Below are 26,492 nucleotides of genomic sequence, written 5' to 3'. Positions count from 1 at the left end.
GGGTCGCACGACCACCCCGGGCCCGGCGTCTCCGCAGCCCCCGGTCCTCGGCCCTCAGCCCTCGGCCCTCAGCCCTCGGTCCACAGTCCCAGGGCCCGGTGTCTCAGTCGTCCTCGGAATCCGGCGTCTTGCCCGACGCGTCGTGCCACTTCGGGTCCGACTCCCACTCGAGGTTCCGTTCCCGCGCGAGGTCCATCGCGTGTTCGGCCTCCGCACGGGTGGTGTAAGGGCCGAAGCGGTCCTTGGCCGGGCACTCGGGGCCTTCCTCGACCTTCTTGTGCTCCAGGCAGTAGTACCACTCGCCGGGCTTGCCGACCGTCCGCTTCTTGAACAGGGCCATCACCAGCTCCTTTCGCCAGGGACATGTTCCCCCATGCCCGCTGGTTAGACTCGCTGCCATGTCTGGCCAGTCGCTGCTCGTACCAGGGGAGCTCTCTCCCACCCGTCCCGTGCCGGGAAACATCAGGCGTCCCGAGTACGTGGGAAAGCCCGCCCCCACGCCGTACACCGGACCGGAGGTGCAGACGCCCGAGACGATCGAGGCGATGCGGATCGCCGGGCGGATCGCCGCGCAGGCGATGGCCGAGGCCGCGAAGCTCATCGCGCCGGGTGTGACGACGGATGAGCTGGACCGGGTGGCCCACGCCTACATGTGCGACCACGGCGCCTACCCGTCGACCCTCGGCTACCGCGGCTTCCCCAAGTCGCTGTGCACCTCGGTCAACGAGGTCATCTGCCACGGCATCCCGGACTCCACGGTCCTGCGTGACGGCGACATCATCAACCTCGACGTGACGGCGTACATCGGCGGCGTGCACGGCGACAACAACGCGACCTACCTGGTCGGCGCCGTCGACGAGGAGTCGCGGCTGCTCGTCGAGCGGACCCGTGAGTCCCTCGACCGCGCGATCAAGGCCGTCAGGCCGGGTCGTCAGATCAACATCATCGGGCGTGTCATCGAGTCGTACGCGAAGCGGTTCGGATACGGGGTCGTCCGGGACTTCACCGGGCACGGCATCAACTCGTCGTTCCACTCCGGGCTGATCGTCCCGCACTACGACAGCCCGCACGCGACCACCGTCATCCAGCCCGGGATGACCTTCACCATCGAGCCCATGCTCACGCTCGGCACCCACGAGTACGACATGTGGGACGACGGGTGGACCGTCGTGACGAAGGACCGGAAGCGCACGGCGCAGTTCGAGCACACGCTCGTCGTCACCGAGAGCGGTGCGGAGATCCTCACCCTGCCGTAGCCGTCCGGAGTTCCCGAGCCGTCCGAGCCCGCCCTGTCCACAGGGCGGGCTTTCTCATGTGGAAGCGACCGGGAATCGGGGTACGGTTTTACCGACAGGATGTCGGGAAGGCTGTTGATTTAGGCAAGCCTAACCATAGAAGATGCGCATGACCTTGCTACAGCTCTCGCCCTTCCTCAGCGGCTCCGGAGGCCCCATGAACGCGTCGGACACGTCGGCCACGATGAGCGCGCCGGACACCACGAGCACGGCGAGCACCCCGTTCTCGACGCTCATCCGCACCGCGTCGCACGAGCAGCACACCGAGGCGGAGACCTCGACGTTCATGAGCGACCTGCTCGGCGGCCGGCTCGGGGTCGAGGCGTACGCGCGCTACACCGAGCAGCTGTGGTTCGTGTACGAGGCGCTGGAGGCGGACGTCGAGAGGCTGGCGGCCGATCCGGTGGCCGGGCCGTTCCTGCGGCCCGAGCTGCTGCGGCGCACCGCTCTCGAACGCGACCTGGCCCATCTCCGGGGCCCCGACTGGCGCGGGACGCTCACCGCGCTGCCCGCGACCCGCGCGTACGCGGACCGTGTCGCGCAGTGCGCCCGGGAGTGGCCGGGCGGCTATGTCGCCCACCACTACACCCGGTACCTGGGCGACCTCTCCGGCGGCCAGATCATCCGCGGCAAGGCGGAGCAGACCTGGGGCTTCAGCCGCAAGGGGGACGGAGTCCGCTTCTACGTCTTCGAGGACATCTCCAACCCGGCCGCGTTCAAGCGGGGTTACCGCGAACTGCTGGACGGGGTCCCGGCCGACGATCTGGAGAAGCAGCGGATCGTGACGGAGTGCAAGCGGGCGTTCGCCCTGAACACCGGGGTGTTCAGGGCCCTCGGTGAGGAGTTCCCGCTGATCGCGTGATCATCCGTTCCCGGGCCCGGTCGCCCCTGGCCCGGATCGCTCCGGGGAATCACGTGGCGTTCACGGCCGCGGGCCGGTGGGGGCTGATCGTGCCGTTCCCCGCGCCCCTGACGGGGCCGTAGTTCGCCCCCCGCGGCTCCGATCCCTCCCCACGGAACCGCCCGGCATACACGGCCGCGGGCCGGTGGGGGCTGGTCGCGGCGTTCCCCGCGCCCCTGACGGGGCCCGTAGTTCGCCCCCCCCCGCGGCTCCGATTCCTCCCCGCGGAACCGCCCGGCATACACGGCCGCGGGCCCGTGGGGGCTCGTCGCGGCGTTCCCCGCGCCCCTGACGGGGGCCCGGCGGGGCTCAGCGTTCCAGGTGGACTCGGCCGCCTACTTCGACCCAGTCGTTCGGCTGGGGAGCCGTGAGGAGCTGGGAGCCGCTGCCCTGGGTGATGTTGAGGGCGCGGCCCAGTTGCTGGGTCAGCAGCAGCGCCGCCGCTCCGGTGGCCTCGTCCTCCTCGATGCCGTCGTTCCGGCCGGGGAAGGCGCGGGCCCGCACCCGGCCGCCAGCCTCGTCCTCCCAGGCCCAGGCGTACATCCACTCCCCCGACGGCGGCACCTCCAGCGCGTCGACCTCGGCGGCGGACGCGTACCGCCGGAGCGTCCGCGGCGGCGCCCACTCGGCCCGCGCCTCGATCCAGCTGAACTCTCCGTCCAGCCGGACCCCCACCGCACCGGCGGGCGTGACCAGTTCGGGCACATCGAGCAGCCAGCCAACCCCGACGCACGGGTGCCCCGCGAACGGCAGCCGCAGCGTCGGGGTGTAGATGTCGATGACCCCGCGCTCGGGGTCGTCGACGAACACCGTCTCGCTGAAGCCCAGCTTCGCGGCGAACTCCTGCCGCTCCGCGCGGTCCGGCATCACCGAGCCCTCGCGCACGACACCGAGTTCATTGCCATACCCGCCGCCTGGTCCGCAGAAGACCCGCAGCACGTCGTAGTCAGTCACTCCGGCATTCAAACATCACCCGGCCTGCACGAACAGCGGTCACCTCATGGGTCCGCCCGCCCCCGGCAGCTCCCCGTGTTCATGGGGAGCGGTGTCAGGGACGGGCGGCCGGGTCTCCGGCGGACTACTGCGTACGCCGCCTGCGCATCGCGAACACCACGCCGGCGCCCGCCGCGACGGTCACCGCGGCCGCGGCTCCCAGCGCGCCGGCCGGCATCTGCGAACCGGTGGAGGCGAGCGCACCACTCACACCGCCCGTCGTGGACCCGGTCGTGCCCACGCCGCCGGTGGTGGTGCCCGATGAACCGCCGGAGCCACCCGAACCGGTGAAGCGCAGGGCTCCCTCGAGGGCGGCGGTCAGGGCGCGCTCCTTCTTGTCGTACGCGCCCTCGCCCTCGGCGTCCTCACCGCCCTGCTGGGCAGTCCGTTCTTCCTGTGGCTGCTGCGCAGGACCCGCCGCAAGCAAGGAGGTTGGGCGTGAGATCCCCCCGAAGCGACACCGGGCGCACGCTCCTGAGGTTCCCGCGTACGGCCAGGGGCCTGCGCTTTCCGGTACGGCGCGACACGCACCGCCTCCCCCGGCCGCCCCCGGCGACGTGCTCGCCGCGGCCGAGGGTCTCCATGTCCGGCTCGGCGCCCACGAGGTGCTGCGCGGTGTCGAGGTCGTCGCCCGCGCCGGTGAGGTGCTCGCGCTGGTCGGGCCCAACGGGGCGGGAAAATCAACCCTCCTGTCCGCGCTGGCGGCCGATCTGCCCGCCACGGAAGGGGTCGTCCGTCTGCACGGGCGCCCGGCGGCGCACTGGACCGCGGCCGAACTCGCCCTGCGCCGGGCCGTTCTCCCCCAGTCGGCGTCGCTCTCCTTCCCGTTCACGGTCGAGGAGGTCGTCCGGATGGGGCGGGCGCCCTGGGCCCGCGCTCCGCGGGACGACGACGCGGCGGTCGCCGCCGCCATGGCGGCCACCGAGGTCACCGATTTCGCGCCCCGCTCGTTCGCCGCGCTCAGTGGCGGGGAGCGCGCGCGGGTCGCGCTCGCGCGGGTGCTCGCGCAGCGCGCGCCGCTGCTGCTGCTCGACGAACCGACCGCCGCCCTCGACCTGCGGCACCAGGAGTTGGTGCTGCGGGTGTGCCGGGAAAGGGCGCACGCCGGGGACGCGGCGGTCGTGGTGTTGCACGACCTCGGGCTCGCGGCGGCGTACGCGCACCGGGTCGCGATCCTGTGCGCCGGTCGTGTCGCGGCCCACGGCCGGCCGGCGGAGGTCTTCACCGACGGGCTGCTGACCGACGTCTACCGGCAGCCGGTCGAGGTGTTGCCGCATCCCAGGACCGGCGCCGCCCTCATCACCCCGAAACGGCATGCTTGACCCGCTCTTGACCTTTCCATGGGGTGCAGTTTGAGTCACCGTGATCAAGCCGTTCCTGTGCGGCATCCGTGAGAGCTGAATCACTGCACGGCTGGGTACCAGTGAGGGAAGCCTCAGATAAGTTAGGCCAGCCTCACCATGCCGAACGGGCCCCACCGTGCGGTTTGTCCGAACTTCTCTTGGAGCCTGAATGCGAGCCGTCCGACTCTCTGTTGTCACCGCTGCCGCCACCGCGGCCGCTCTGGCCGCTGTCACGGGTTGCACCGAGAAGAGCGACGCGAAGAACGGCGACGCGATCCAGGTGACCGCCGCGGACTCGAAGTGCGAGACCTCCGTCAAGACCGTTCCGGCCGGCCAGGTCACGCTGAAGATCGAGAACAAGGGGTCGAAGGCCACCGAGGTCGAGATCGTGTTCCCCGACGACCGGATCGTCTCCGAGAAGGAGAACATCGGCCCCGGCACCAAGTACACGCTGACCGCCGAGGTGAAGGCCGGCTCGTACGAGATCGCCTGCCGCCCGGGCATGAAGGGCCACGGCGTCCGCCAGAAGCTCACCGTCACCGGCGGCAAGGTCGCCAAGCGCGACCCGCGTCTGGACAAGGCCGTCGCCGCGTACCGCGAGTACGCGCAGGAGCAGGCCGACGCCACGCTGCCGAAGGCCGAGGCGTTCGCCAAGGCCGTCAAGGCCGGTGACATCGAGGGCGCGAAGAAGGAGTTCGCCTCCTCGCGTCTGGGCTGGGAGCGCACCGAGCCGGTCGCCGAGTCCTTCGGTGACATCGACCCGAAGGTCGACGTCCGCGAGGACGGCCTGGAGGAGGGCCAGGACCCGGCCACGGACTGGACCGGCTGGCACCGCCTGGAGAAGTCCCTCTGGCAGGACAAGAAGATCGGTGACCGTGAGAAGGAGCTCGCCGGCCTGCTGGTCACGGACCTGACCGACTGGCAGAAGCGGGTCGGCAAGGCCGAGATCACCCCGACCTCCATGGCCAACGGCGCCAAGGAGCTGCTGGACGAGGTCGCCAGCGGCAAGGTCACCGGCGAGGAGGACCGCTACTCGCACACCGACCTGAGCGACTTCAAGGGCAACGTCGAGGGCGCGCAGAAGGCGTACGAGCTGCTCAAGCCGGTCGCCGCGGAGAACGACGCCGCGCTGGCGACGGAGCTCGACAAGCAGTTCGCCGCGCTGAACACGCTGCTCGACAAGTACCGCACGGACAAGACCTCGTACGACTTCACCTCGTACGACAAGGTCGGCAAGGCCGACCGCAAGGAGCTCCAGGACGCGGTCAACGCGCTCGCCGAGCCCCTGTCCAAGCTCGCCGCCGCCGTCGTGAAGTAGGAGCAACGCCATGACGGATCCCCAGGACAGCACGGACAGCACGGACAGCACGGACGGCACGGACAGCACGCAGGCGGCCACGTCGGCCGGCACCGGCTCGGCGCCGTCCCGGCGTTCGTTGATCGGCTGGGGAGGTGCCGGGCTCGCGCTCGGTGCCGCCGCGGCCGGCGGCGCCGTCGCGATGACCCGTACCGGCAACGACGTCGATCCGGCCGCGGCCGAGACCGGCGCCGCGGTCGCCTTCCACGGCGCGCACCAGGCGGGTATCGCGACAGCGGTGCAGGACCGGCTGCACTTCGCCGCGTTCGACGTGAAGACCGACGACCGGGCCGCGTTCGTCCAGCTCCTCAAGGACTGGACGGCCGCCGCCGCCCGGATGACCGCCGGACACGCGGTCGGCGAGGGCGCGTACGGCGGTCTGGCCGAGGCGCCGCCGGACGACACCGGCGAGGCGCTGGGACTCAAGCCCTCCCGGCTGACGCTGACGATCGGCTTCGGTCCGTCCCTGTTCGAGAAGTTCGACCTGGCGGACCGGCGGCCGGAGGCGCTCGTCGACCTGCCGAAGTTCCCGGGCGACAACCTGGACAAGGCCCGCAGCAACGGCGACCTGTGCATCCAGGCGTGCGCGGACGACCCGCAGGTCGCGGTGCACGCGATCCGCAACCTCGCCCGCATCGGTTTCGGCAAGGTCGCCGTCCGCTGGTCACAGCTCGGCTTCGGCAAGACCTCGTCGACCACTCCGGACGCGCAGACCCCGCGCAACCTGATGGGCTTCAAGGACGGCACCCGCAACATCGGGGGCACCGAGACGGACCGGCTGAAGAAGTTCGTGTGGGTGGGCGAGAAGGACGGCCCCGACTGGATGAACGGGGGCTCCTACCTCGTCGCCCGCCGCATCCGGATGAACATCGAGACCTGGGACCGCACCCCGCTCCAGGAGCAGGAGGACATCTTCGGCCGCGACAAGGGCGAGGGCGCCCCCGTCGGCAAGGCCAAGGAGCGCGACGAGCCGTTCCTGAAGGCGATGAAGCCCGACGCGCATGTCCGGCTCGCGCACCCCCACTCCAACGACGGGGCGACGCTCCTGCGCCGCGGCTACTCCTTCACGGACGGCACGGACGGTCTCGGCCGTCTCGAAGCGGGCCTGTTCTTCCTCGCGTACCAGCGGGACGTGCGCAAGGGGTTCATCCCCGTGCAGCGCAACCTGTCGCGTCTCGACGCGCTCAACGAGTACATCCAGCACGTGAGTTCGGCGATATTCGCCGTCCCGCCCGGCGTCCGTGACAAGGACGACTGGTGGGGCCGCGCGCTGTTCTCCAAGGAGGCGTAGCCGTGTTCGGCAACTACCTGATCGGGCTGCGCGAGGGCCTGGAAGCCAGCCTCGTCGTCTGCATCCTCATCGCCTACCTGGTCAAGACGGACCGCAGGGACGCCCTGAAGCCGATCTGGGCCGGCATCGGCGTCGCGATCGCCGTGGCGCTCGGCTTCGGCTGCGCCCTCGAATTCGGCTCGCAGGAGATGACGTTCCAGGCGCAGGAGGCGCTCGGCGGCTCGCTGTCGGTCCTCGCCGTCGGCCTGGTCACCTGGATGGTCTTCTGGATGCGGCGCACCGCCCGGCACCTGAAGTCCGAACTGCACGGCAGGCTGGACGCGGCTCTGGCCATGGGAACGGGCGCGCTGGTCGCGACGGCGTTCCTGGCGGTCGGCCGCGAGGGCCTGGAGACCGCCCTGTTCGTGTGGGCGTCGGTCCACGCGGCCAGCGACGGCACACCCCGCCCGCTGATCGGCGTGGCCCTCGGCCTGGCCACCGCGGTCCTCCTCGGCTGGCTCTTCTACCGCGGCGCCCTGAAGATCAACCTCGCCAAGTTCTTCACCTGGACCGGCGGCATGCTGGTCGTCGTCGCCGCGGGCGTCCTGGCCTACGGCGTCCACGACCTCCAGGAAGCCGACTTCGTCCCCGGCCTGACGAACCTCGCCTTCGACATCAGCAACACGATCGACCCCACCAGCTGGTACGGCACCCTGCTGAAGGGCGTCTTCAACTTCCAGCCCGACCCGACCGTCCTTCAGGTCACGGTGTGGGCGCTGTACTTGGTCCCGACGCTCACGATCTTCCTCGCCCCGGTAGGGTTCGCCTCCGGGAAGGGGAAGGTGAAGGCACCTGATGAGCAGGGATCGCACGGGTCGCAGCCCACGAAGGCCTCGTAGTCCCATCCGTTTCGCCCTGGCGGCGGGAACGGTGACCGTCCTGTCCTTGGCGGCGAACGGCTGCGTGGTGGTGCACGGCGAGCGAAAGGTCGTGCCCGCGGCGACCACCGCCGAAGCCGCCCGCGCGCTCGGGGACTTCACCGCCGCCTACAACGCGGCGGACAGGACGTACGACCGTTCCAAGGACGCGGACCGGGTGTCCGGTCCGCTCGCGGACATCGACGGCGCCAAGCTGAAGGCCGGGCGCACGAACAACCCGGGCGGGAATCCGGCGCACTCGCCGCTGAAGTTCAGCGACGCCGAGTACGCGGTACCGGCGAAGGCGGGCTGGCCGCGCTGGTTCGTGGCGAACGCGGCGGCCAACAAGGGTGTGCCGGGCAGCCGTTGGCTGCTCGTCTTCACCCGGGGCAGCGCCGACGAGGTGTGGCGGGCCTCATATCTGACGGTCCTCGGGGCCGGTGACGTACCGAAGTTCACGAAGGACAAGGACGGCTGGGCGCAGCCGGTCACGGCCGACGACGCGGCGCTCGCGATAGAGCCCGAGAAGCTCGGCCGGACGTACGCGACCTATCTGAAGGCGGGCGGCGACACCTTCGCCGCGGGCGTCCACACCTCGCAGTGGCGGGCCCAGCGCAAGAAGTTCGCCAGTAAGCCCGGCCTCGCCCGGCAGTACATCGACGAGCCGCTGACCGCGCGCGCCTACGCGCCGGTGGGTCTGCGCACCACGGACGGCGGGGCGCTGGTGTTCTTCGCCACGCAGCGCTTCGAGAAGCAGACCGCCGCCGCGGGCACCGCGATTCCCGCCCCGAGTGCCGACGTCGAGGCCCTGACGACCGGTGAGATCAAGCAGTCCCTCACCCTGGAGTTCGTCTCCAACCAGGTCGTCCTGGACCCGGCGAAGGGGTCGGGCGACCAGCGGGTGTCGGTCCTCGGACGGATCGAGGGGCTGACCGGGGCCAAGGGCGAGTAGCCCGGCAGCCACGCGCTCCGGCACCCGCGCGCTCGGCGCGAGCACGCTCAGGCAGCCGCGCGCCGCGGCCCGCGTCGGCCGGTCGGGCGGGTCTCAGCCCCGGTGCGGCCAGGCGGCGAGCTGGTCCGCGCCGTTCTCCCCGGCGTAGCGGGCGCATTCGTCGGTCAGGATCTCCAGGAGGGTGAGCGGATCCGGCAGCTGATGCTCGGGCCCGCGCACCCAGTCGACGCTCAGACCGCCGGGCAGTTGGGCCGGCGGCACGAGGACGTACGAGCCGCGGCAGTGCCAGCGGAAGCCGGGGTGCTCGTCCATCGTCTCGGGATGGCAGTCCAGCTCGCAGGGCCACCACTCGTCCTCGTCCTCGGGCGTACCCCGGGTGAGGGTGAAGAAGAGCATGCGGCCGTCGCCGGTCCGAGCGACGGGTCCGACCTCGATGCCGGAGGCCAGTATCCGCTCCAGTGCCTCGCGTCCGGCGTCCAGCGGGACGTCGAGGACGTCGTGCACCATGCCGGTGGCGGTGATGAAGTTCGCCTTCGGCTGGTGCCGGGCCCAGCGCTCGATCTGCGCGCGGTCGGTCGTCGACTGTGTCTGCCAGGCGAAGGAGACGGGGTGGCGCGCGGGGGTCGGACAGCCGACACGGTCACAGGAACATCGGTAGCCGGAGGGGTACGCGGCCTGCGCGAGCGGCAGACCCGCGGCGGCGGCGGCGAGCAGCAGGGCCTCACGCCCGCCCTCGGACGTCTCCGCGGGGGCTTTCGGCCTGCGTCCGCGCAGCCACTGGGAGATCCTGCCCTGCGCGCCGGAGCGGCGGCCGAACTCTGCGCTCATCTATCCCCTCGCCTCGCCTCGGTGCACTCGTCCTTCTTGCCCATGGTCCCACCATCCTGCGCCCCGGGTGGCCGGAGCCGACAACCGGGGTAGGTGGGGCGATGCGCTCACCCCACCCTGATCAGGTGTTATTTCATGATCTGAGGACATTTCTCCGCCCTCAGCGGGGAGCGATACCGTGCAGGGCGTAGTCGACGAGCGTGTCCGTGTAGTCGTACGAGATCGGGGCCGTGCGCTGGAGCCAGCGCTGGGCGAGCGGGGAGACGAACAGCTCCAGGGCGATCCGGGGGTCGATGTCCCGGCGCACGTCGCCCTTGGCCTGTGCCGAGCGCAGCCGCCGCACGTACAGCTGGAGCTGGGGCTCGAGCAGTTTGGCCACGAACTCGGCACCGAGCCGCTCGTTCACGAGGCCCTCGGCGGCCAGGGCGCGGGAGGGCACCTCGAAGGCGGGGTCGAGCAGCTCGTCGACGGTGGCGCGCAGCACCAGCTTCAGATCGGCGGCCAGGTCCCCGGTGTCCGGGATCTCGTACGGCTCCTGTCCCGCCGCCCGAGCGGCCTGCTCGCCGAGGTCCATGAAGGCGTCCAGCAGCACCTCCGCCTTCGACGACCACCACCGGTAGATCGTCTGCTTCCCGACTCCGGCCCGCGCCGCGATGCCCTCGATCGTGGTCCTGGGGTAGCCGGCCTCGCCGACCAGGGCGAGGGCCGCGGCGTAGATCGCGCGCCGGGACTTCTCGCTGCGGCGGGTGGAATCGGGGCTGGAGCTGGGCTTCTCGGCCATGCGGGAAACCTATCAGGGCGGCGATACGGTGCGTCTCGCCTCCGGCGGGGGCGCCGTCCCTCCGGTGGACACGGCCCGTTCGCCTCCCGCTCCCGGTGCGGTGCGCACCGCACCATGAGCATCAACTGCCCCTGCGGTTGCGTAAGGAGCCTTCCTTGCATCCTCTCCGCCGCGCCACGCCCCGGCGCTACCTCATGTGCTCCCCGGTGCACTTCGACGTCACGTACGCGATCAATCCGTGGATGGACCCCGCCAAACCGGTCGACGTACCGCTCGCCCTCGCCCAGTGGGAGGACCTCCGGGACCGCTATCGCTCCCTCGGCCACTCGGTCGAGGAACTCACGCCCCGCCCCGGGCTGCCGGACATGGTCTTCGCGGCGAACGGCGCGACGGTCGTGGACGGCCGGGTGCTGGGCGCCCGGTTCGCCTTCCGGGAGCGCGAGCCGGAGGCCGCGGCACACCTGGAGTGGTTCCGCGCCCGCGGTTTCGCGCACATCCGCGAGCCGGCGCACATCAACGAGGGAGAGGGCGACTTCGTGGTCACGGGGTCGTACCTGCTCGCGGGCCGCGGATTTCGCGCGAGCCCGCTCTCGCACGGGGAGGCGCAGGAGTTCTTCGGCCGTCCGGTGATCGGCCTGGACCTGGTCGACCCGCGCTACTACCACCTGGACACGGCTCTCGCGGTCCTCGACGACACGGCGGACGAGGTCATGTACTACCCGCCTGCGTTCTCCCCCGGCAGCCGCGAGGTGCTGCGCCGGCTGTTCCCGGACGCGCTGACCGCCGGGGACGAGGACGCCGCCGCGCTGGGCCTCAACGCGGTCTCGGACGGCCTGCACGTGCTGTTGCCGCAGGAGGCGACGGGCCTCTTCGACCCGCTCCGGGAGCGCGGCTTCGTGCCCGTCGGCGTCGACCTCGGTGAGCTCCTGAAGGGCGGCGGCAGCGTGAAGTGCTGCACGCAGGAGCTGCGTGGCCGGGCCCGGACCTAGGGGCCGGGCCGGGAGGGGGCGGGAGCTCGGGGGCGGGGGCGGCTGGAGCGGTCTAGGGAGTGTCCGCGGAGTCGGGCGGCGGCCAGGCGTCGCCCCACTCCGCGTCGCGGGCCGCCTTGTACAGCGGTCCGTGGCGCTTGGTCACCGTCTCCCGGCGCAGCGCCTCGTCCGGCTCGCACAGGTCGAGCAGGACCTGCCCCTTGCGGATCTGCGGCTTGCGCACGATGCGGGAGGGCGCCGGGGCGGGCGGGAAGCGGGTCGCGGCCACATAGCTGAACTTCTCGTCCTCGTAGGGCAGGGAACCGCCCTTGACCTGGCGGTGCAGGGAGGAACGGGCGACGCGGGCGGAGAAGTGGCACCAGTCCTGGCCGGGGACGATGGGGCAGGCGGCGCTGTGCGGGCAGGGGGCCGCGATGTGGAAGCCGGCGGCGATCAGGCGGTCGCGGGCGGCGAGGACCCGGGTGTAGCCGTCGGGGGTGCCGGGTTCGATGATCACGACGGCCCGGGCGGCGCTCGCGGCGGCGTCCACGACCGAGACGCGGTCGGCGTCGGTGAGCTCCCCCAGGACGTAGGAGACGGTGACGAGATCAGTGCTCTCGATGGTGAGCGCCGCTCCGATACGGGAGCGGTGCCACTCGGCGTCCCTCAGCTCGGGGTTGGCGGCGGCGATCTCCCGGCCGAGCGCTAGGGCGGGCTCGGCCCAGTCGAGCACGGTCACCGGGCGGACGCCCTCCCAGGTCGCGTTCACCGCCCAGGTGGCCGCGCCGGTGCCGCCGCCGACGTCCACATGGCTCCCGGGCACCCAGCCGGGCACCGCGTCCGCGAACGCGTCCAGCGCGGCGCACACCGCCTCGAACGTCGCGGGCATCCGGTAAGCGGCGTAGGCCGCCACGTCCGAGCGGTCCCGGAGGATCGGCGCGTGGGTCGGGGTGGTCCCCCGGTAGTTCACGATCAGCCGCTCGACCGCCTGTGCGGCGGCCTTCGGCGGCAGGCCGTCGAGGAGCCCGGCGAGGGCGCTGCGCAGGCTGTCGGCGGGGGGTACGGGGGCGTTCACGGCCCGATTCTCTCAGGTGCCCCGTACCGCCCGCGCCCACGAGGCGATCTCTCAGGTGCCGCGCACCGCCCGCCGCAGCCGGGTGGCCGCCGCGGCCCTGGGCGCGTTGTCCGCCGGGCGGCGGCGGGGGTGGACCGTGTTCGCGAGCAGCACCAGGAAGGTGTCCGTCGCCGGGTCCAGGACCAGGGAGGTGCCGGTGAATCCGGTGTGGCCGGCCGCGCCGCGGCCCGCGAGGGTGCCCATGAACCAGGGCTGGTCGAGGGCGAATCCGAGGCCGGGCGGGGTGAGGAGGAGTTCGACGAAGTCGGGGCCGAGGATCCGGGCGGGGCCGTACGAGCCGCCCGCGAGCAGGGTGCGGCAGAACACGGCCAGATCGCGCGCGGTGGAGAAGAGACCGGCGTGACCGGCCACCCCGCCGAGCGCCCAGGCGTTCTCGTCGTGCACCACGCCCCGCAGCATGCCCCGGTCCGCCTTGGCCCACGGCCGCCGCTGGTCCTCCGTGGCCGCCGCGCCGGGGCAGGGTCCGAACGTGGTGGCGTTCATCCCGAGCGGGCGGGTGATGCCGTCCCGGACGAGGACGTCGAGCGCCCGGCCGGTGACGCGTTCCAGCACGTACTGCAGGAGCAGCAGGTTGAGGTCGGAGTACAGGTACGCGCCGGGCTCGGACGAGGGGGCCTCCGCGCGCAGCAGCGCCAGCCGGGCCGCGTCGTCCGCGCAGTCGTACAGCGGGAGTTCGGGGCGCAGCCCGGAGGTGTGGGTGAGCAACTGCCGTACGGTGATGCCGTGTTCGCGGGCCGCGCGGAACTCCGGCAGATAGGCGCCGACCCGCGCGTCGATGCCCAGCGTGCCGCGCTCCAGCTGCTGCACCGCGGCGACCGCCGTGAACAGCTTGGTGAGCGAGGCCAGGTCGAAGGGCGTGTGGAGGGTCGCCGGCACGCGTGCGCCCGGCGGCAGTTCGGCCCTGGTGCCGTTCTCTCCGTCGTAGGCCGCGTAGCGCACCGCCCACCCCGCCGCCTCCTCGACGGCGATGACCGGGCCCCGCCCCGCGACCAGCACCACGCCCGCCGCCCAGGGGTCGGCCCCGCGCGTGAGGGCGCGAACCTCGTGGACGAGTTGACGCAGTTCTCTGCTGTCGAGTCCGGCCCGTTCCGGTGTGCCGGTCCGCAGTCTTGGTGCGCTCAGCTGTCCGCCGCCTTTCCGTTCGGTGTGCGTCCCGTCCTCCGGGGACGGCACAGTCCCACGAAGCAGGCGATGGCGACCAGTGCTGCCGTCAGTTGGACGACGGCCATCGGGACAGCCGTGCGTTCTCCGGCGATGCCGACGAGCGGGGAGGCGATGGCGCCGATGAGGAAGGAGGAGGTGCCGAGCAGCGCGGAGGCGGATCCGGCCGCGTGCCGCACCCGCATGAGGGCGAGCGCCTGGGTGTTGGGCAGGGCGAGGCCCATGGCGGACATCAGCACGAACAGCGCGGCGGCCACCGGAGCGATCCCGACCGTGCCGAGGACGCCGCTGGACATGAGCAGCAGCGCGGTCGCGGCGAGGACGACGAGCGTGAGGCCCACGGCGAGGACCTTCTCCAGGGAGACCCGGCCGACCAGCAGCTTGCCGTTGACCTGGCCGGCGATCACCAGGCCGACGGAGTTCGCGCCGAAGAGCAGACTGAAGGTCTGCGGGGAGGCGCCGTAGATCTCCTGGATGACGAAGGGCGACGCGGAGATGTAGGCGAACAGTGCCGCGAAGGTGAAGCCGCCCGCGAGCATGTACCCGGCGAAGACCCGGTCGGCGAGCAGTCCGCGCATCGCGCGCAGCGCCTCGCCGACGCCGCCGCCGTGCCGTTCGGCGGGCGGCAGGGTCTCGGGCAGTTTCGCCCAGACGACGGCGGTCAGGGCGATGCCGACCGCGGTGAGGACCACGAACACGCCCCGCCAGTCGGTGACCCGCAGGATCTGCCCGCCGATGAGCGGTGCTACGACCGGGGCGGCGCCGGAGATCAGCATGAGGGTGGAGAAGAAGCGGGCCATCGCCACGCCGTCGTACAGGTCGCGGACGACGGCGCGGGCGATCACGATTCCGGCCGCGCCCGCGAGGCCCTGGGCGAGGCGGAGGGCCACGAGGAGTTCGACGGTGGGCGCGAGGGCGCACAGCACGGTCGCGACGACGTAGACGGCGAGGCCGGTGAGCAGCGGGCGTCTGCGGCCCCACTTGTCGCTCATCGGCCCGACGACGAGCTGTCCGAGCGCCATGCCCGCGAGGCACGCGGTGAGCGTGAGCTGCACGGTGGCGGCGGGCGCGTGCAGCGATCCGGTGACCTCCGGCAGCGCGGGGAGGTACATGTCCATCGCGAGCGGGGGTGTGGCGGTGAGCCCGCCGAGAATCAGGGTGACGAGGAGTCCGGTGCGGCCCGGTGCGCCGAGGCCGGCGGACGGTCGCGGCACGGCACCCGACGCCGGTTCGCCGGCCGGCCCGGTCGCCTCGACGGCCACCGGCGCGGTGTCGGTGGCACCCGCGTTCGGTATGTGCCCTCGCGGGCCCTCCTGGTCCCGCGTGGTGCGGCCACGCTCGGGCATGATCCCCTCCCTCTCCGAAAGATGCGCCCCCTATGCTCTCAGTTCGAACAGCGTGTTCAGGTCACGGATCAAGGGGCGGGCATGACGGGCGAGCGTGAACGCGTGCGGTGGGGAATTCTTGCGACCGGCGGGATCGCCGCGGCGTTCACGGCTGATCTGGTGGACATGCCGGACGCCGAGGTGGTGGCCGTCGCCTCACGGTCGGACGCCTCGGCGAAGGCGTTCGCTGAGCGGTTCGGGATTCCGCGGGCGTACGGCGACTGGGCGTCGCTCGCCGCGGACGAGGACGTCGACATCGTGTACGTCGCCACGCCGCACTCGGCGCACCGGGTCGCGGCCGGGATGTGCCTGGAGGCGGGGCGCCATGTGCTGTGCGAGAAGGCGTTCACGCTGAACTCGCGGGAGGCCGAGGAGCTGGTCGCGCTCGCCCGGCGGCACGACCGCTTCCTGATGGAGGCCATGTGGATGTACTGCAATCCGCTGGTCCGGCGGCTGAAGGCGCTCGTCGACGACGGCGTGATCGGTGAGGTGCGCACGGTGCAGGCCGACTTCGGTCTCGCGGGGCCGTTCCCGCCCTCGCACCGGCTGCGGGACCCGGCGCAGGGCGGCGGTGCGCTGCTCGATCTCGGCGTCTATCCGGTGTCGTTCGCGCAGTTGCTGCTCGGGAAGCCCTCGGACGTCGTCGCGAGAGCGGTGCTCTCCGACGAGGGCGTCGATCTCCAGACGGGTGCGCTGCTCTCCTACGAGAGCGGGGCTCTCGCTTCGGTGCACTGCTCCATCAACGGCGGCACCCCCGTCGCCGCCTCCGTCACCGGCTCCGCGGGCCGCATCGACGTCCCGGACGGCTTCTTCTTCCCGGACCACTTCGTCCTGCACCGCGACGGCCGCGAGCCCGAGACGTTCCGCGCCGACCCCGCGTCGGGCCGCCGCGACAGCCTCCGGCACGAGGCCGCCGAGGTGATGCGCGCCCTGCGCGCCGGCGAGAGAGAGTCCTCGCTCGTCCCGCTCGACGGCACGCTCGCCGTGATGCGGACGCTCGACACGATCCGGGACCGCGTCGGCGTCCGCTATCCCGGCGAGCGGGACGCGTAGGGCGTCAGGCCGGTTCGAGCCCCTGGTTCCCGGCCTCCGTCACGAAGGACGCCGCCGTGGTGACGGGCGCCCCCGGGGTCGTCACCGCGGACACCGTCCTGAAGTCGGCCCGCGCCGCCTCCCGTCCGAGTTCGACGGTCGCATAGCCGCGCCGCCCGTTGTAGAACTTCAGGTGAGGGTTGGCCTGCGTGTAGGTGGCCCAGTTCGCGGGTTTGTCGGCGCCGTCCTTGCCGCTCGTGATGGAGGTGGCGACGATCTCCGTGCCGAGCGTCGCCGACGCGGGGTCGTCGAAGTCGTCCAGGATGTCGAAGGCGTACCCCACGTGCACGTCTCCGGTGAGCACCATCAGGTTCTCCGTCCCGGTGGACTTGGCGCCCTCCAGGATCCGCTGCCGCGAGGCCCGGTAGCCGTCCCAGGCGTCCATGGACACCTTGGCGACCGGGTTCAGGTCCAGCTTGCGCTGGGAGAAGGTGACTTGCTGCGGTACGACGTTCCACAGGGCGTGCGATCGGCGCCAGCCGTTGATCAGCCAGCGCTCCTGGGTCGGCCCGGTGATGGTGCGCGCCGGGTCGTCCGACTCGGGCCCGGGGATGTGCGACCCGTCGCCGTAGGCCTGGTTGGAGCGGTACTGCCGGGTGTCGAGGATGTCGAACTGCGCGAGCCGGCCCCAGCGCAGCCGGCGGTACAGCTGGGCGTCGGGCCCGTGCGGGAGCTGAGGGTGGCGCAGGGGCTGGTTCTCCCAGTACGCGCGGTAGGCGGCGGCGCGGCGCAGCAGGAACTCCTCGGGCGGGCCGCCGTTCTCGTCGATGTCGTCGGCGTAGTTGTTCTCGGTCTCGTGGTCGTCCCAGGTGACGGCGAAGGGGTGCGCGGCGTGGGCGGCCCGCAGATCGGGGTCGGACTTGTAGAGGGCGTACCGCAGCCGGTAGTCCTCCAAGGTCACGGTCTCGTGGTTGAAGAGGTCGGGGAGCGTCCGGTCGGTGTACTTCCGGGCGCCGCCGACGGAGTTGACGGCGTACTCGTACAGGTAGTCCCCGAGGTGGAAGACGACGTCGACGTCCTCCTCGGCGAGATGGCCGTACGCGGTGAAGTACCCGTCGTGGTAGGCCTGACAGGAGACGGCGGCGAACCTGAGGGCGGACACCCGGGCGCCGGGTGCGGGAGCGGTGCGCGTGCGGCCCGTCTCGCTGACCCAGCCGCCCGCCCGGAAGCGGTAGTAGAAGACCCGGTCCGCGTCGAGGTGGCCGACCTCGACGTGCACGGCGTGCTGGAACTCGGGGTGCGCGGTGGCCGTTCCGCGTCTGACGACTCTGCGGAAGCGGTCGTCGTGGGCCAGTTCCCAGTGCACGGTGACGCGTTCGGCGGGCAGGCCGCTGTCGGCCTGGTACGGCGCGGGTGCGAGCCGTGTCCACAGGAGCACGGAGCCGGGCAGTGGATCGCCGGAGGCGACACCGAGCGTGAAGGGGTCGTCGGTGATCTTCGCCGCGTCGAGTTCGGCGGCGCTCGCCACGCCCGCGGCCGGCAGGTCGACGGCGAAGGCGAGCGCGGCGGCGGCGCCGGTGACGGTGAGGAATCGGCGGCGCCCGATGTGACGGGCGACAGCGCGGAGTTCGGGGGTGTGCTGCGACGGATGGTCGTGGCCTGCGGGTGTCATCTGGCCCTCCCCTGACAGTGGTCGTACGAGGCATTGGAGTCGCCAGGATCAACGTCGACTTGGCGCGTACACAACAGCCGGATGACGGATGGGTGAGTTCCGGACGCCGGGACGAGCGAGCCCCCTCCCGTACGCTGCGGGCCCATGAACGCCATGAATCCCGTGCCGACGAAGATCGCGGTGGTGACCGGGGCGGGCTCCGGCATCGGCCGCGCGGTGGCCGCCGAACTGCTGCGCACCGGCTGGTCGGTGGCGCTGGCCGGACGCCGGGCCGAGACCCTGGAGGAGACGGCGGCCCTCGTGCCCGAGGGGCCCTCGATCGCCGTACGCACGGACGTCTCACGCCCCGACGAGGTGGCGGCCCTCTTCGCCGCCACGCGGGACCGGTTCGGGCGGCTCGACCTGCTGTTCAACAACGCCGGGACGTTCGGGCCGGGCGGCGTGCCGCTCGAAGAGCTGCCGTACGACGCCTGGCGGCACGTCGTCGACACCAACCTGAACGGCGCCTTCCTGTGCGCGCAGGCGGCGTACCGGCAGATGAAGGAGCAGGACCCGCAGGGCGGGCGGATCATCAACAACGGCTCGATCTCGGCCCACACGCCCCGCCCCCGGTCGATCGCGTACACCGCGACCAAGCACGCGCTGACGGGCCTGACCAAGTCACTGTCCCTGGACGGACGCCCGTACCGGATCGCCTGCGGTCAGATCGACATCGGCAACGCGGCCACCGACATGACCGAGCGGATGCGGACCGGAACGCTCCAGGCGAACGGCGAGTCGGCGGTCGAACCGGTGATGGACGTGGCCGACGTGGCGCGCACCGTACGGCACATGGCCGAGCTGCCCCTGGAGGCGAACGTGCAGTTCGCGACGGTCCTGGCGACGACCATGCCCTACGTCGGCCGCGGCTGACGCGTACGTACGGAGGGCCCGCATGGTTCACCGGCAACTGGTCAAGGAGTCAACCTACACAAACGGAAGCTGAACCTCCGGACCATATAAGCCGTTAGCGGCCTTATGCTCAGCACCTCCCCCATCAGAACTTCACACTTGAAGCACAAGACTTCGGTTCGACCACGGTCCACACCGAGGGGGGAGGTGGCAGTCGCTCCGCGGCCCGGGTGGGGGCGGACCTCGCGCGGGACGCGAGGTGTGCACCGGACCGCGGAGCGGCCGCCCCCGTCATCGGTTCCGACGGCGGCCTTCCGCCTCGGCCGGCTCCCCCGCGGACCCGCGCCCGCGGTTGCGCAGCGCCAGCGCGCCGCCCGCGAGGAGCGCGACCGCTCCCCCGGCCCCGCCGATCAGCCCCCACGACGGTCCGCCCGTGTCCGCCGTCGCGTCCGCCGCAGGAGCTCCCCCGGCGCCCTTCGCCGCCTTCCGGGTGGGCGCCGCGCTCGCGCCGCCCTCACTGAGCGGATCGACCAGCGTGCCGACCGGCTCGGCGTCCGCCGCCTTCTCGAAACCCCAGTCGAGCAGTCGGGCCGTCTCCTCGTAGACGCCGTTGCCACCGCTCTTCGGGTGCATCACCGTCACGAGGAGGGTCCGTCCGCCCCGGGTCGCCGCCCCCGTGAAGGTGTTGCCGGCATGGCTGGTGTAACCGTTCTTCACGCCTATCAGGCCGTCGTACGTCTCCAGGCCCCACGCGCCCGTGAGCAGACGGTCGGTGTTCTGGATCTGGAAGGTCTTCTTGCCTCCGGCCGGGAAGTCCGCCGTCTTCGTCGAGCAGTAACCGCGGAAGTCGGCGCTCGCCAGGCCGTGCCGTGCGAAGAGCGTCAGGTCGTACGCGGACGACAACTGGCCCTTGTGGTCGAAGCCGTCGGGACTGACCACCCGCGTGTCCAGGGCCTGCAGGTCCTTCGCCAGGGCCTGCATCTCGGCGACCGTCGCCGCGACGCCGCCGTTCATGTGGCTGAGCACGTGCACCGCGTCGTTGCCGGAGCGCAGGAAGACGCCCTGCCACAGCTGCTCGACGGTGTACGTGATGCCGGGCTTCACGCCGACCAGACTGGAACCCGCGGGGACGTCGGCGAGATCGGCGTCGGTCACCTTGTACGTCCGGGTGCGCTCGAACTTCTTCAGCACGGTGTCCGCGAAGAGCATCTTCAGGGTGGAGGCGGGCGCGAGCCGCCGGTGCGCGTTGTAGGAGGCGAGCACCTCACCGCTCGTGTGGTCCGCGACCAGCCAGGCACGGGCGGTGAGCCGCTTAGGCAGGCCCGACGCACGGCTCGCCTGGACCCCGGCGCGGGCCAGTCGCGCACCGCCGATCGTCGTCGCGGCGGAGGCGGCCGTGGCCGTCGCGGCGGCGAGGGGGACGGCGGCGGCGAGGCCCAGAGCGGCACGGCGGGAGAGCCCGGAAGAATCACGCATCCCGGGACCGTACAAAGTCCGTCCGGGACGCCCGACAGCGGGGTGATAAAGAGCAGGAATGCCGATTCCAAAGCGGCGGCAAAGCAGCGCGCGCGAAGGGGCGGGCCCGCCTCTTCACACCCTCCACCGTCCCACCGGGAGACGCTCGGAGAACGGGCCCGCCGATCTTCACCGAGGGCCACTCAACAGGCGATTCCTGGCAGTGAGCCCTTGAAAGCTTAGGAATGGGCTGTCTGACGCAATATTGATTCGGGGGTCCGGATTCTCAGCCCTCGCACATCCCTTACTCAGCCCGGCTCAAAGATTTCTCCATAGCTTGTGGCCGCGCCCACAGCGGGCGCCAAGAACCTTTGAGGAACGGGATGTTTGGCATCTATCTCAAGCGTGAGCTGAGCCGGCGCAAGAAGGCGGCGCTGGTGATCGCCCTGGGTCTGGCGCTCGGTATCGCGCTGGTCATCACCGTCAACTCGGTGTCGGCCGGCATGCAGCAGGCACAGGACAAGGTCCTGCAGTCGCTGTACGGGCTCGGCACGGACATGACGGTCACCAAGGCCCAGACGGCACCGACGGGCAACTCCTCGGGGCGGCCGAAGTTCGACTTCGACGCCAAGTCGGACAGCGGCAAGACCCAGAGCTCGGACCGTGTGATGACCCAGGGCGGGCAGTCCCTGAAGTCCTCGCTCGTCACCGAGGTCGCCGCGCAGAAGGGCGTGGCGAGCGCGGTGGGCGCGCTGAGCCTGAACGTCACCAAGGTCGACGGCTCCTTCACCCAGGGCAAGGCGAAGTCCACCACCTCGGACTCCGGCCGGCAGGGCGGCCCCGGCGGCCAGAGCAGCGGCAGCACCGGTGCGCCGCAGGTGCAGGGCGGCGGCGCCTCCTTCGACGTGAACTCCTACTCCGTCGCGGGCGTCGACGTGGCCCACCAGGACCTCGGCCCGCTGGCCACCTCGAAGATCACCACGGGCAGGACGTTCACAGCCGCGCAGACCGGCGCGAAGGTCGCGGTGCTCAGCAAGTCGTACGCCAAGGAGAACAAGTACGAGGTCGGCGAGACCTTCAAGATCTCCGGCACGAAGTACACGGTCATCGGCATCGCGACGCCCGACAGCAGCGAGTCGACCACCGACGTCTACCTGCCGCTGAAGCAGGCCCAGACACTCGGTGACGCGAAGAACAAGGTCACCACGATCTACGTCAAGGCGGCCGATTCGAAGCAGATCGACACGGTCAAGGCGGCCATCCAGAAGAACATCTCGGGGACGACCGTCACCACCTCGGCCGACCTCGCGGACACCGTCTCCGGCTCGCTGTCCACCGCCTCGAACCTCGCGACGAGCGTCGGCAAGTGGCTTTCCGTCGCGGTCCTCGTCGCCGCGTTCCTGGTCGCGGCGCTGCTCACCTCCTCCGCCGTCTCCCGCCGGGTGCGTGAGTTCGGCACCCTGAAGGCGCTCGGCTGGCCGTCCCGCAAGGTCACCCGCCAGGTCGTCGGCGAGTCCATCGTCAACGGACTGCTCGGCGGCGCGCTCGGCATCGCCCTCGGTCTCGGCGCGGCCTACGCCGTCACCGCGATCAGCCCGAAGCTGACAGCGGAACTCGGCTCCACCGGCGGCGGTGGCGGTATGGGCGGCGGTCCCGGCGGTGGCGGTCCCGGCGGCCAGGCGGCCTCCGCGGCCAAGAACACCATCGACATCGCGCTCACCGCGCCGGTCTCGGTGACCACCATCGCGCTCGCCGCGGGCCTGGCCATCACGGGCGGTCTGATCGCCGGCGCGATGGGCGGCTGGCGTGCCTCCCGGATGCGCCCGGCCGACGCGCTCCGCAGCGTCTCGTAACCCGCCCCCGGGCCACCCCCCTTGAGCCGGGGCGCCGTGTCCACTCCCCCCGGGCCACGGCGCCCCCACCCCTTCATCCTCGGAGAACCTCATGTACAAGCTCACCGGCGTCACCAAGCGCTACACGCGGGGCAAGGAGACGGTCGAGGCGCTGCGCGGCGTCGACCTCGCCATCGAGGACGGCGACCAGCTCGTCATCCAGGGCCCCACCGGCGGCGGCAAGTCGACACTGCTCCAGATGATCGGCGGACTCGACCGGCCGACCTCCGGCAGCGTCGAGCTGGACGGCGTGGACCTCGCCTCCATCAGCGAGGCCAAGCTGACCCGGCTGCGGGCCGAGAAGATCGGCATCATCTTCCAGTCGTTCAACCTCATCCCCACGCTGACCGCGCAGGAGAACGTCGAGACCGCCCTCGTCCCCCTCGGCGTCAAGCCCGCCGAGCGGCGCGAGCGGGCCGCCGAAGCCCTCCGCTCGGTCGGCCTCGGCGAACGGCTCACGCACGTCCCGACCGAGCTGTCCGGCGGTCAGCAGCAGCGGGTCGCCATCGCCCGGGCGCTGGTCAAGAAGCCGAAGGTGCTGCTCGCCGACGAGCCCACCGGCAACCTCGACGAAGGCACCCGCGACGACATCATGGGCCTGCTCGAAGGGCTGTGGCACGAGTACGGGCTGACCTTCGTCATGGTCACCCACGACTCGTCCATCGCCCGCCGCGCACCGCGCCTCGCGACCATCAAGGCCGGGCTGATCACCCTGACCGAGCAGGGCGGCGCCCGCCGCTCCGCCCCTCAGCGGGCGGACCACCTGTCCGGACAGCAGCAGTACGCGCAGCAGCAGTACGGCGCCGCCCAGGGCTACTGAGCCCGCGGCGGCCAACGGCTCCCCGTACGGGCCTCCGTTGCCGCTCCCCGCACTCGTCCGCGCGCGCCTCCCGGGCCGCTCACCGTCCGAGCACGCCGTCGACCTCGGTCAACTGCGCTGCGGTGAGCGGCCCCTCGGCGATCGCGCCCGCGTAGTCCTCGGCCTGGGCGACCGAGCGGAATCCCGGGGAGCGAGGCGGTGAGCGCGCGGCGGGCGTACGCCGGGGAGTCGTCGCTGCCGGTGAGCAGCCGCCGTTCCTCGTCGATGACGTTGCCCCACTTGGCCTCGCCGGTCGACGGGCGCCACGCCTCGCCGGTCGACGGGCGGCTACGCCTGGCCGGTCTCGAAGCGGCTGATCCGGCCGCCGTCGTCGACCGTGAAGCTCCACTTCGTCTTCATCTCGCCCCAGGTGTCGTTGCGGTACCGCACCAGGAGGGAACGCCCGCCGTCGGACTCGTTGTCGACGTCCATGTGGCCGCGGGAGGAGAAGATCTCGCGGTCGGTCCAGTCGTCGAGGTCACGGTCGGAGCCGTCGTCCGACATGGTGGCGGAGGGCGCGAGAAGCGCCTCGAAGGCGTCCCGGTCATGGGCGTTCACCGCGGTGACGAAGGCCCGGACGGCCGGGTCGCTGAGTTTCGCTACCTGAATCGTCATGTTCGCCAGACTCACATCGGTCCCCCGCACCCGCCACCCGAACGGCGGCGCGGGTACACCGGACCCGTCCGATCGGTGCGACGGTGGAGACCCGGGAGGGAACCGTTGCCGCTGTCTGCACTGGGAGTCACCGTGACCTGTATCGACCGGCGTGATCTGGGACTGCTGCTGCTCCGTCTGAGTACGGGCGGCGTGCTGGCCGCGCACGGAGCGCAGAAGTTGTTCGGCTGGTTCGGCGGAGGCGGCATCGAGGGCACCGGAGCCGCCATGGAGGCCATGGGCTATTCGCCCGGGAGGACGAGCGCCACGGCGGCGGGCCTCGCGGAGGCGGGCGGTGGCACTCTGCTGGCGCTGGGCCTCGCCACGCCCGCGGCGGGCGCCGCGGCGGCCGGTGCGATGGCGGGCGCGGCGGCCGTGCACGTACCGAACGGGTTCTTCGCGCAGAGCGGTGGCTACGAGTACACGGCGTCCCTCGGTCTGGCGGCGGCGGGCCTCGCGGTGACCGGTCCGGGCCGGCTGTCCCTCGACCATCTGATGGGCCACGCGGTGAACCGCGGCTGGATGGTGCCGATCGCGCTCGGCACCACGGCGGCGGTCACGGCGGTCGTCGTGGGCGTCCGGAACAACCGGGTGCGCAAGGCGCGGGAGGGCGAGCAGGAGGCCCTGTTCGAGGAGTAGGAGTCGGCCCTCCGTGGGCTGGGGAGGCTCGGTCCATGGCTGATGACACCGGACACGACCCGGCCGGACGCACCGGCGCCGACAGAGCGGTGCGCGCCCCCGCCGAGCCGGCCGGGCACACCGCCGTCGGCGCGGGCGCGAAGGCACCCGGTCACGACGTCTGGGACACGATCGAGGGGCTGCACACCTGGCTGGACGCCAGCCAGCCGCACCGCGGCCGGGAGGGCCTGCTGCTGCGCGTGCTGAAGCTTTCGGAGGAGGTCGGCGAGGTCGCGCAGGCGGTGATCGGCGCGACCGGCCAGAACCCGCGCAAGGGCGTGAGCCACACCTGGGACGACGTCCGCGCGGAACTGTGCGATGTCGTGATCACCGCGATGGTGGCGCTGCGCACCCTCGCGCCGGACGCGCGCGAGGCCTTCACGGCCCACCTCGCGTCCGTGGCCGACCGCTCGCTCGGCACCGCGCCCGTGGCCGACCGTCCGCTCGGCACCGCGCCAACGCCCTGACGAGGCACGGGACTCCACGGCCCCGGTCCCGGACATGGCTGCGGTGACCGGAAGTGTTCACTCCGCGGACGTGTCCGCGGAGCCTAGAGTTGGCGGGCGCGGTTCAGCCTTCTCGTCGACGCAGAGCCGACGAAAGGGTCCCCGTGCAGGACTACGTTTTCCCCACCGGCCGCAGGACGGCGGCCATGCTCACCGGCGTGCTGACCCTGGCGGCCCTGGGCCTGGGAAGCCCGGCACACGCGGCGAGTTACGGCACGCCGAGCCTTTCGTTGTCGGCCACGTATCTGTCGGGCGCGGTGGGCGCGACCGCCGATCCGGCCGTGAACGTGACCGTCGCGCAGAGCGGGGCCGACGCCGGGGCGCTCACCGTCACCGTCAGCAAGAGCAGCAAGACCGCGGTGGCGACCACGGCCGACGTGACCGTCACCGGCACGGGCGCCACCCGGAAGGTCGCCGTCGCCGCGCGCGGCCGGGGCTACACCGACCTCACCGTGAAGGTGACCGGGGTCGACGGCCGGACGGCCACCAAGACGCTGCACTACGCCGCGTCGGCCGCCGTCCAACTGGCCTCCGAAAGCCGGTACTTCACGGGCTCCAGCGACGCCTCGGCGGCCGTCGACGTGGGCGGCGGCTACACGGTCGTCGCGGACGACGAGTCCAACGTCCTTCGCCTGTACGACCGTTCGGCGTCCGGCGCGCCCGTCAAGACATGGGACCTCGGCTCGAAGATCGGCGCCTCCAAGGAGATCGACATCGAGGGCGCCACCCGCGTCGGCGACACCGTCTACTGGACGGGTTCGCTCGGCAACAACAAGGACGGCGAGTACAAGGCGGACCGCAACACGGTCTTCACCACCACGGTGACCGGCTCCGGCGCCTCGACCGCCCTGACGTACGGCCGTTCGTACAAGAAGCTGCGGGGCGATCTCGTCGCCTGGGACGAGGCGAACGGCGACCGCTACGGCTTCGCGGCGGGCACCGAGGACGGCCAGGTGCCCAAGCAGATCGACGGGTTCAACGTGGAGGGCCTGGAGTTCGCGCCGGGCTCGACCACCACGGCCTACCTCGGCTTCCGCGCGCCGCTGGCCCCCGCGGTGCCCGGCGGCAAGGCCCTGATCGTGCCGGTCACCAACTTCGACAAGGTGCTGAGCAGCGGCACCTCGGCCGCCTTCGGCACGCCGATCGAACTCGACCTCGGTGGCCTGGCGATCCGCGACCTCCGCAAGAACGCGTCGAACCAGTACCTGATCGTGGCCGGTTCCTGGGCCGCCGACGACAACTCCGACCCGTACGCCCTCTACTCGTGGGACGGCGTCCCCGGACACGCGCCGGTCAAGCGTCTCGACCTGCCCACCTCGGACCCCGGCGGCTGGGAGGCGATCGTCGACGTCCCCGACCTCACCGTGTCCGGCGCCCGCGCCCAGCTGATCACCGACGACGGTTCCGCCGACCTGTACGGCGACGGCACCGAGGCCAAGGACCTCACCCACGCGGAGTGGAAGAAGTCCCGGGCCACCTGGTTCACGGTCACGAACTGAGCCCGCGGGAACCCGAGGGCACCCGGCGCTCCCGGACATGCCTCAGGGCTCCGGCCTGGTCACAGGAC

25 protein-coding genes and 1 pseudogene are annotated in these 26,492 nt (G+C 71.7%); 16 read left to right on the top strand and 10 right to left on the bottom strand.

Going from position 1 to position 26,492, the window contains the following annotated elements; translation table 11 throughout:
- Positions 1-103: 103 nt before the first annotated feature.
- Positions 104-340 carry a hypothetical protein gene (locus ACFWBT_RS19995; RefSeq protein ID WP_385702025.1) on the bottom strand — a complete coding sequence of 79 codons (237 nt, stop codon included), beginning with the start codon at positions 338-340 and terminating at the stop codon, positions 104-106.
- A 58-nt stretch (positions 341-398) separates the two neighbouring features.
- Between ACFWBT_RS19995 and map the strand changes: the two genes are divergently transcribed.
- Both map and ACFWBT_RS19985 read left to right on the top strand, forming a co-directional pair.
- Positions 399-1,256 carry a type I methionyl aminopeptidase gene (gene map, locus ACFWBT_RS19990; RefSeq protein ID WP_385702023.1) on the top strand — a complete coding sequence of 286 codons (858 nt, stop codon included), beginning with the start codon at positions 399-401 and terminating at the stop codon, positions 1,254-1,256.
- Positions 1,257-1,479: 223 nt separating this feature from the next.
- Positions 1,480-2,157, top strand: a complete 678-nt coding sequence (locus ACFWBT_RS19985; protein ID WP_385702041.1) for a heme oxygenase (biliverdin-producing) — start codon at positions 1,480-1,482, stop codon at positions 2,155-2,157.
- 348 nt (positions 2,158-2,505) lie between these two features.
- Here the strand turns inward: ACFWBT_RS19985 and ACFWBT_RS19980 are convergent, their stop codons facing one another.
- Positions 2,506-3,150 (bottom strand): PhzF family phenazine biosynthesis protein, encoded by a 645-nt coding sequence (locus tag ACFWBT_RS19980; RefSeq protein WP_385702020.1) that lies wholly within the window; start codon positions 3,148-3,150, stop codon positions 2,506-2,508.
- A 361-nt stretch (positions 3,151-3,511) separates the two neighbouring features.
- Between ACFWBT_RS19980 and ACFWBT_RS19975 the strand changes: the two are divergent.
- From ACFWBT_RS19975 to ACFWBT_RS19950, 6 genes and pseudogenes are all read left to right on the top strand, one after another.
- A pseudogene (locus ACFWBT_RS19975) lies at positions 3,512-3,631 on the top strand (iron ABC transporter permease); the annotation flags it as partial.
- Positions 3,632-3,746: 115 nt separating this feature from the next.
- Positions 3,747-4,511, top strand: coding sequence for a heme ABC transporter ATP-binding protein (locus ACFWBT_RS19970; protein WP_385702017.1), 765 nt, complete (start codon positions 3,747-3,749; stop codon positions 4,509-4,511).
- Positions 4,512-4,701: 190 nt separating this feature from the next.
- Positions 4,702-5,850 carry an iron uptake system protein EfeO gene (gene efeO / locus ACFWBT_RS19965; RefSeq protein ID WP_385702015.1) on the top strand — a complete coding sequence of 383 codons (1,149 nt, stop codon included), beginning with the start codon at positions 4,702-4,704 and terminating at the stop codon, positions 5,848-5,850.
- Between the two features lie 10 nt (positions 5,851-5,860).
- Complete coding sequence (gene efeB / locus ACFWBT_RS19960) at positions 5,861-7,180, top strand: iron uptake transporter deferrochelatase/peroxidase subunit (RefSeq protein WP_385702013.1); 1,320 nt, start codon at positions 5,861-5,863, stop codon at positions 7,178-7,180.
- 2 nt (positions 7,181-7,182) lie between these two features.
- On the top strand, positions 7,183-8,058 hold the full coding sequence (gene efeU, locus ACFWBT_RS19955) for an iron uptake transporter permease EfeU (RefSeq protein ID WP_385702011.1): 876 nt from the start codon (positions 7,183-7,185) through the stop codon (positions 8,056-8,058).
- The gene (locus tag ACFWBT_RS19950; protein WP_385702008.1) at positions 8,015-9,028 is read left to right on the top strand and encodes a hypothetical protein; all 1,014 of its coding nucleotides are present in this window, start codon (positions 8,015-8,017) and stop codon (positions 9,026-9,028) included. The genes efeU and ACFWBT_RS19950 overlap by 44 nt, the downstream gene beginning before the upstream one ends.
- Before the next feature lie 93 nt (positions 9,029-9,121).
- On the opposite strand, the gene ACFWBT_RS19945 is transcribed toward ACFWBT_RS19950, so the two are convergent.
- A complete protein-coding gene (locus ACFWBT_RS19945; RefSeq protein WP_385702006.1) occupies positions 9,122-9,856 on the bottom strand; it encodes a bifunctional DNA primase/polymerase in 735 nt (244 codons plus the stop codon).
- Between the two features lie 160 nt (positions 9,857-10,016).
- Positions 10,017-10,637, bottom strand: a complete 621-nt coding sequence (locus ACFWBT_RS19940) for a TetR/AcrR family transcriptional regulator (RefSeq protein ID WP_385702005.1) — start codon at positions 10,635-10,637, stop codon at positions 10,017-10,019.
- 155 nt (positions 10,638-10,792) lie between these two features.
- Here ACFWBT_RS19940 and ddaH point away from each other — a divergent pair, with 155 nt between their 5' ends.
- Positions 10,793-11,626 (top strand): dimethylargininase, encoded by an 834-nt coding sequence (gene ddaH / locus ACFWBT_RS19935; RefSeq protein ID WP_385702002.1) that lies wholly within the window; start codon positions 10,793-10,795, stop codon positions 11,624-11,626.
- 52 nt (positions 11,627-11,678) lie between these two features.
- Here ddaH and ACFWBT_RS19930 read toward each other — a convergent pair whose 3' ends face one another.
- The 3 genes from ACFWBT_RS19930 to ACFWBT_RS19920 are packed head-to-tail and all read right to left on the bottom strand — an operon-like array spanning position 11,679 to position 15,247.
- Positions 11,679-12,680, bottom strand: coding sequence for a small ribosomal subunit Rsm22 family protein (locus tag ACFWBT_RS19930; protein ID WP_385702000.1), 1,002 nt, complete (start codon positions 12,678-12,680; stop codon positions 11,679-11,681).
- A gap of 51 nt (positions 12,681-12,731) precedes the next feature.
- Positions 12,732-13,913 (bottom strand): serine hydrolase domain-containing protein, encoded by a 1,182-nt coding sequence (locus ACFWBT_RS19925; RefSeq protein ID WP_385701999.1) that lies wholly within the window; start codon positions 13,911-13,913, stop codon positions 12,732-12,734.
- Positions 13,859-15,247: a multidrug effflux MFS transporter gene (locus ACFWBT_RS19920; protein WP_385701996.1), complete on the bottom strand. Its 1,389-nt coding sequence runs from the start codon at positions 15,245-15,247 to the stop codon at positions 13,859-13,861. Before ACFWBT_RS19920 ends, ACFWBT_RS19925 begins: the two co-directional genes overlap by 55 nt.
- 81 nt (positions 15,248-15,328) lie before the next feature.
- Here ACFWBT_RS19920 and ACFWBT_RS19915 point away from each other — a divergent pair, with 81 nt between their 5' ends.
- On the top strand, positions 15,329-16,339 hold the full coding sequence (locus ACFWBT_RS19915; RefSeq protein ID WP_385701995.1) for a Gfo/Idh/MocA family protein: 1,011 nt from the start codon (positions 15,329-15,331) through the stop codon (positions 16,337-16,339).
- A 4-nt stretch (positions 16,340-16,343) separates the two neighbouring features.
- Here ACFWBT_RS19915 and ACFWBT_RS19910 read toward each other — a convergent pair whose 3' ends face one another.
- Positions 16,344-17,990 (bottom strand): alkaline phosphatase D family protein, encoded by a 1,647-nt coding sequence (locus tag ACFWBT_RS19910; protein WP_385701994.1) that lies wholly within the window; start codon positions 17,988-17,990, stop codon positions 16,344-16,346.
- A gap of 144 nt (positions 17,991-18,134) precedes the next feature.
- On the opposite strand from ACFWBT_RS19910, the gene ACFWBT_RS19905 reads away from it, so the two are divergent.
- Positions 18,135-18,902 carry an SDR family oxidoreductase gene (locus ACFWBT_RS19905; protein ID WP_385701992.1) on the top strand — a complete coding sequence of 256 codons (768 nt, stop codon included), beginning with the start codon at positions 18,135-18,137 and terminating at the stop codon, positions 18,900-18,902.
- A 270-nt stretch (positions 18,903-19,172) separates the two neighbouring features.
- Here the strand turns inward: ACFWBT_RS19905 and ACFWBT_RS19900 are convergent, their stop codons facing one another.
- Positions 19,173-20,357 carry a D-alanyl-D-alanine carboxypeptidase family protein gene (locus ACFWBT_RS19900; protein ID WP_385701989.1) on the bottom strand — a complete coding sequence of 395 codons (1,185 nt, stop codon included), beginning with the start codon at positions 20,355-20,357 and terminating at the stop codon, positions 19,173-19,175.
- Positions 20,358-20,719: 362 nt separating this feature from the next.
- Between ACFWBT_RS19900 and ACFWBT_RS19895 the strand changes: the two genes are divergently transcribed.
- Both ACFWBT_RS19895 and ACFWBT_RS19890 read left to right on the top strand, forming a co-directional pair.
- Positions 20,720-22,189, top strand: a complete 1,470-nt coding sequence (locus ACFWBT_RS19895; RefSeq protein ID WP_385701988.1) for an ABC transporter permease — start codon at positions 20,720-20,722, stop codon at positions 22,187-22,189.
- 91 nt (positions 22,190-22,280) lie between these two features.
- Positions 22,281-23,048 carry an ABC transporter ATP-binding protein gene (locus ACFWBT_RS19890; RefSeq protein WP_385701986.1) on the top strand — a complete coding sequence of 256 codons (768 nt, stop codon included), beginning with the start codon at positions 22,281-22,283 and terminating at the stop codon, positions 23,046-23,048.
- Positions 23,049-23,375: 327 nt separating this feature from the next.
- On the opposite strand, the gene ACFWBT_RS19885 is transcribed toward ACFWBT_RS19890, so the two are convergent.
- A complete protein-coding gene (locus ACFWBT_RS19885) occupies positions 23,376-23,702 on the bottom strand; it encodes a nuclear transport factor 2 family protein (RefSeq protein WP_385701984.1) in 327 nt (108 codons plus the stop codon).
- Positions 23,703-23,834: 132 nt separating this feature from the next.
- Here ACFWBT_RS19885 and ACFWBT_RS19880 point away from each other — a divergent pair, with 132 nt between their 5' ends.
- The 3 genes from ACFWBT_RS19880 (at position 23,835) to ACFWBT_RS19870 (ending at position 26,424) form a co-directional block, all read left to right on the top strand.
- On the top strand, positions 23,835-24,380 hold the full coding sequence (locus ACFWBT_RS19880; RefSeq protein WP_385701982.1) for a DoxX family protein: 546 nt from the start codon (positions 23,835-23,837) through the stop codon (positions 24,378-24,380).
- Between the two features lie 35 nt (positions 24,381-24,415).
- Positions 24,416-24,886 (top strand): MazG-like family protein, encoded by a 471-nt coding sequence (locus tag ACFWBT_RS19875; protein WP_385701980.1) that lies wholly within the window; start codon positions 24,416-24,418, stop codon positions 24,884-24,886.
- A gap of 185 nt (positions 24,887-25,071) precedes the next feature.
- On the top strand, positions 25,072-26,424 hold the full coding sequence (locus ACFWBT_RS19870; protein WP_385702040.1) for a hypothetical protein: 1,353 nt from the start codon (positions 25,072-25,074) through the stop codon (positions 26,422-26,424).
- Positions 26,425-26,492 lie beyond the last annotated feature (68 nt).

The sequence above is a fragment of the Streptomyces sp. NPDC060027 genome (assembly GCF_042737005.1).
Taxonomy (GTDB): domain Bacteria; phylum Actinomycetota; class Actinomycetes; order Streptomycetales; family Streptomycetaceae; genus Streptomyces.
Note: the sequence above shows the minus strand (reverse complement) of the source record. Positions and strands in the feature narration are given on the sequence as shown.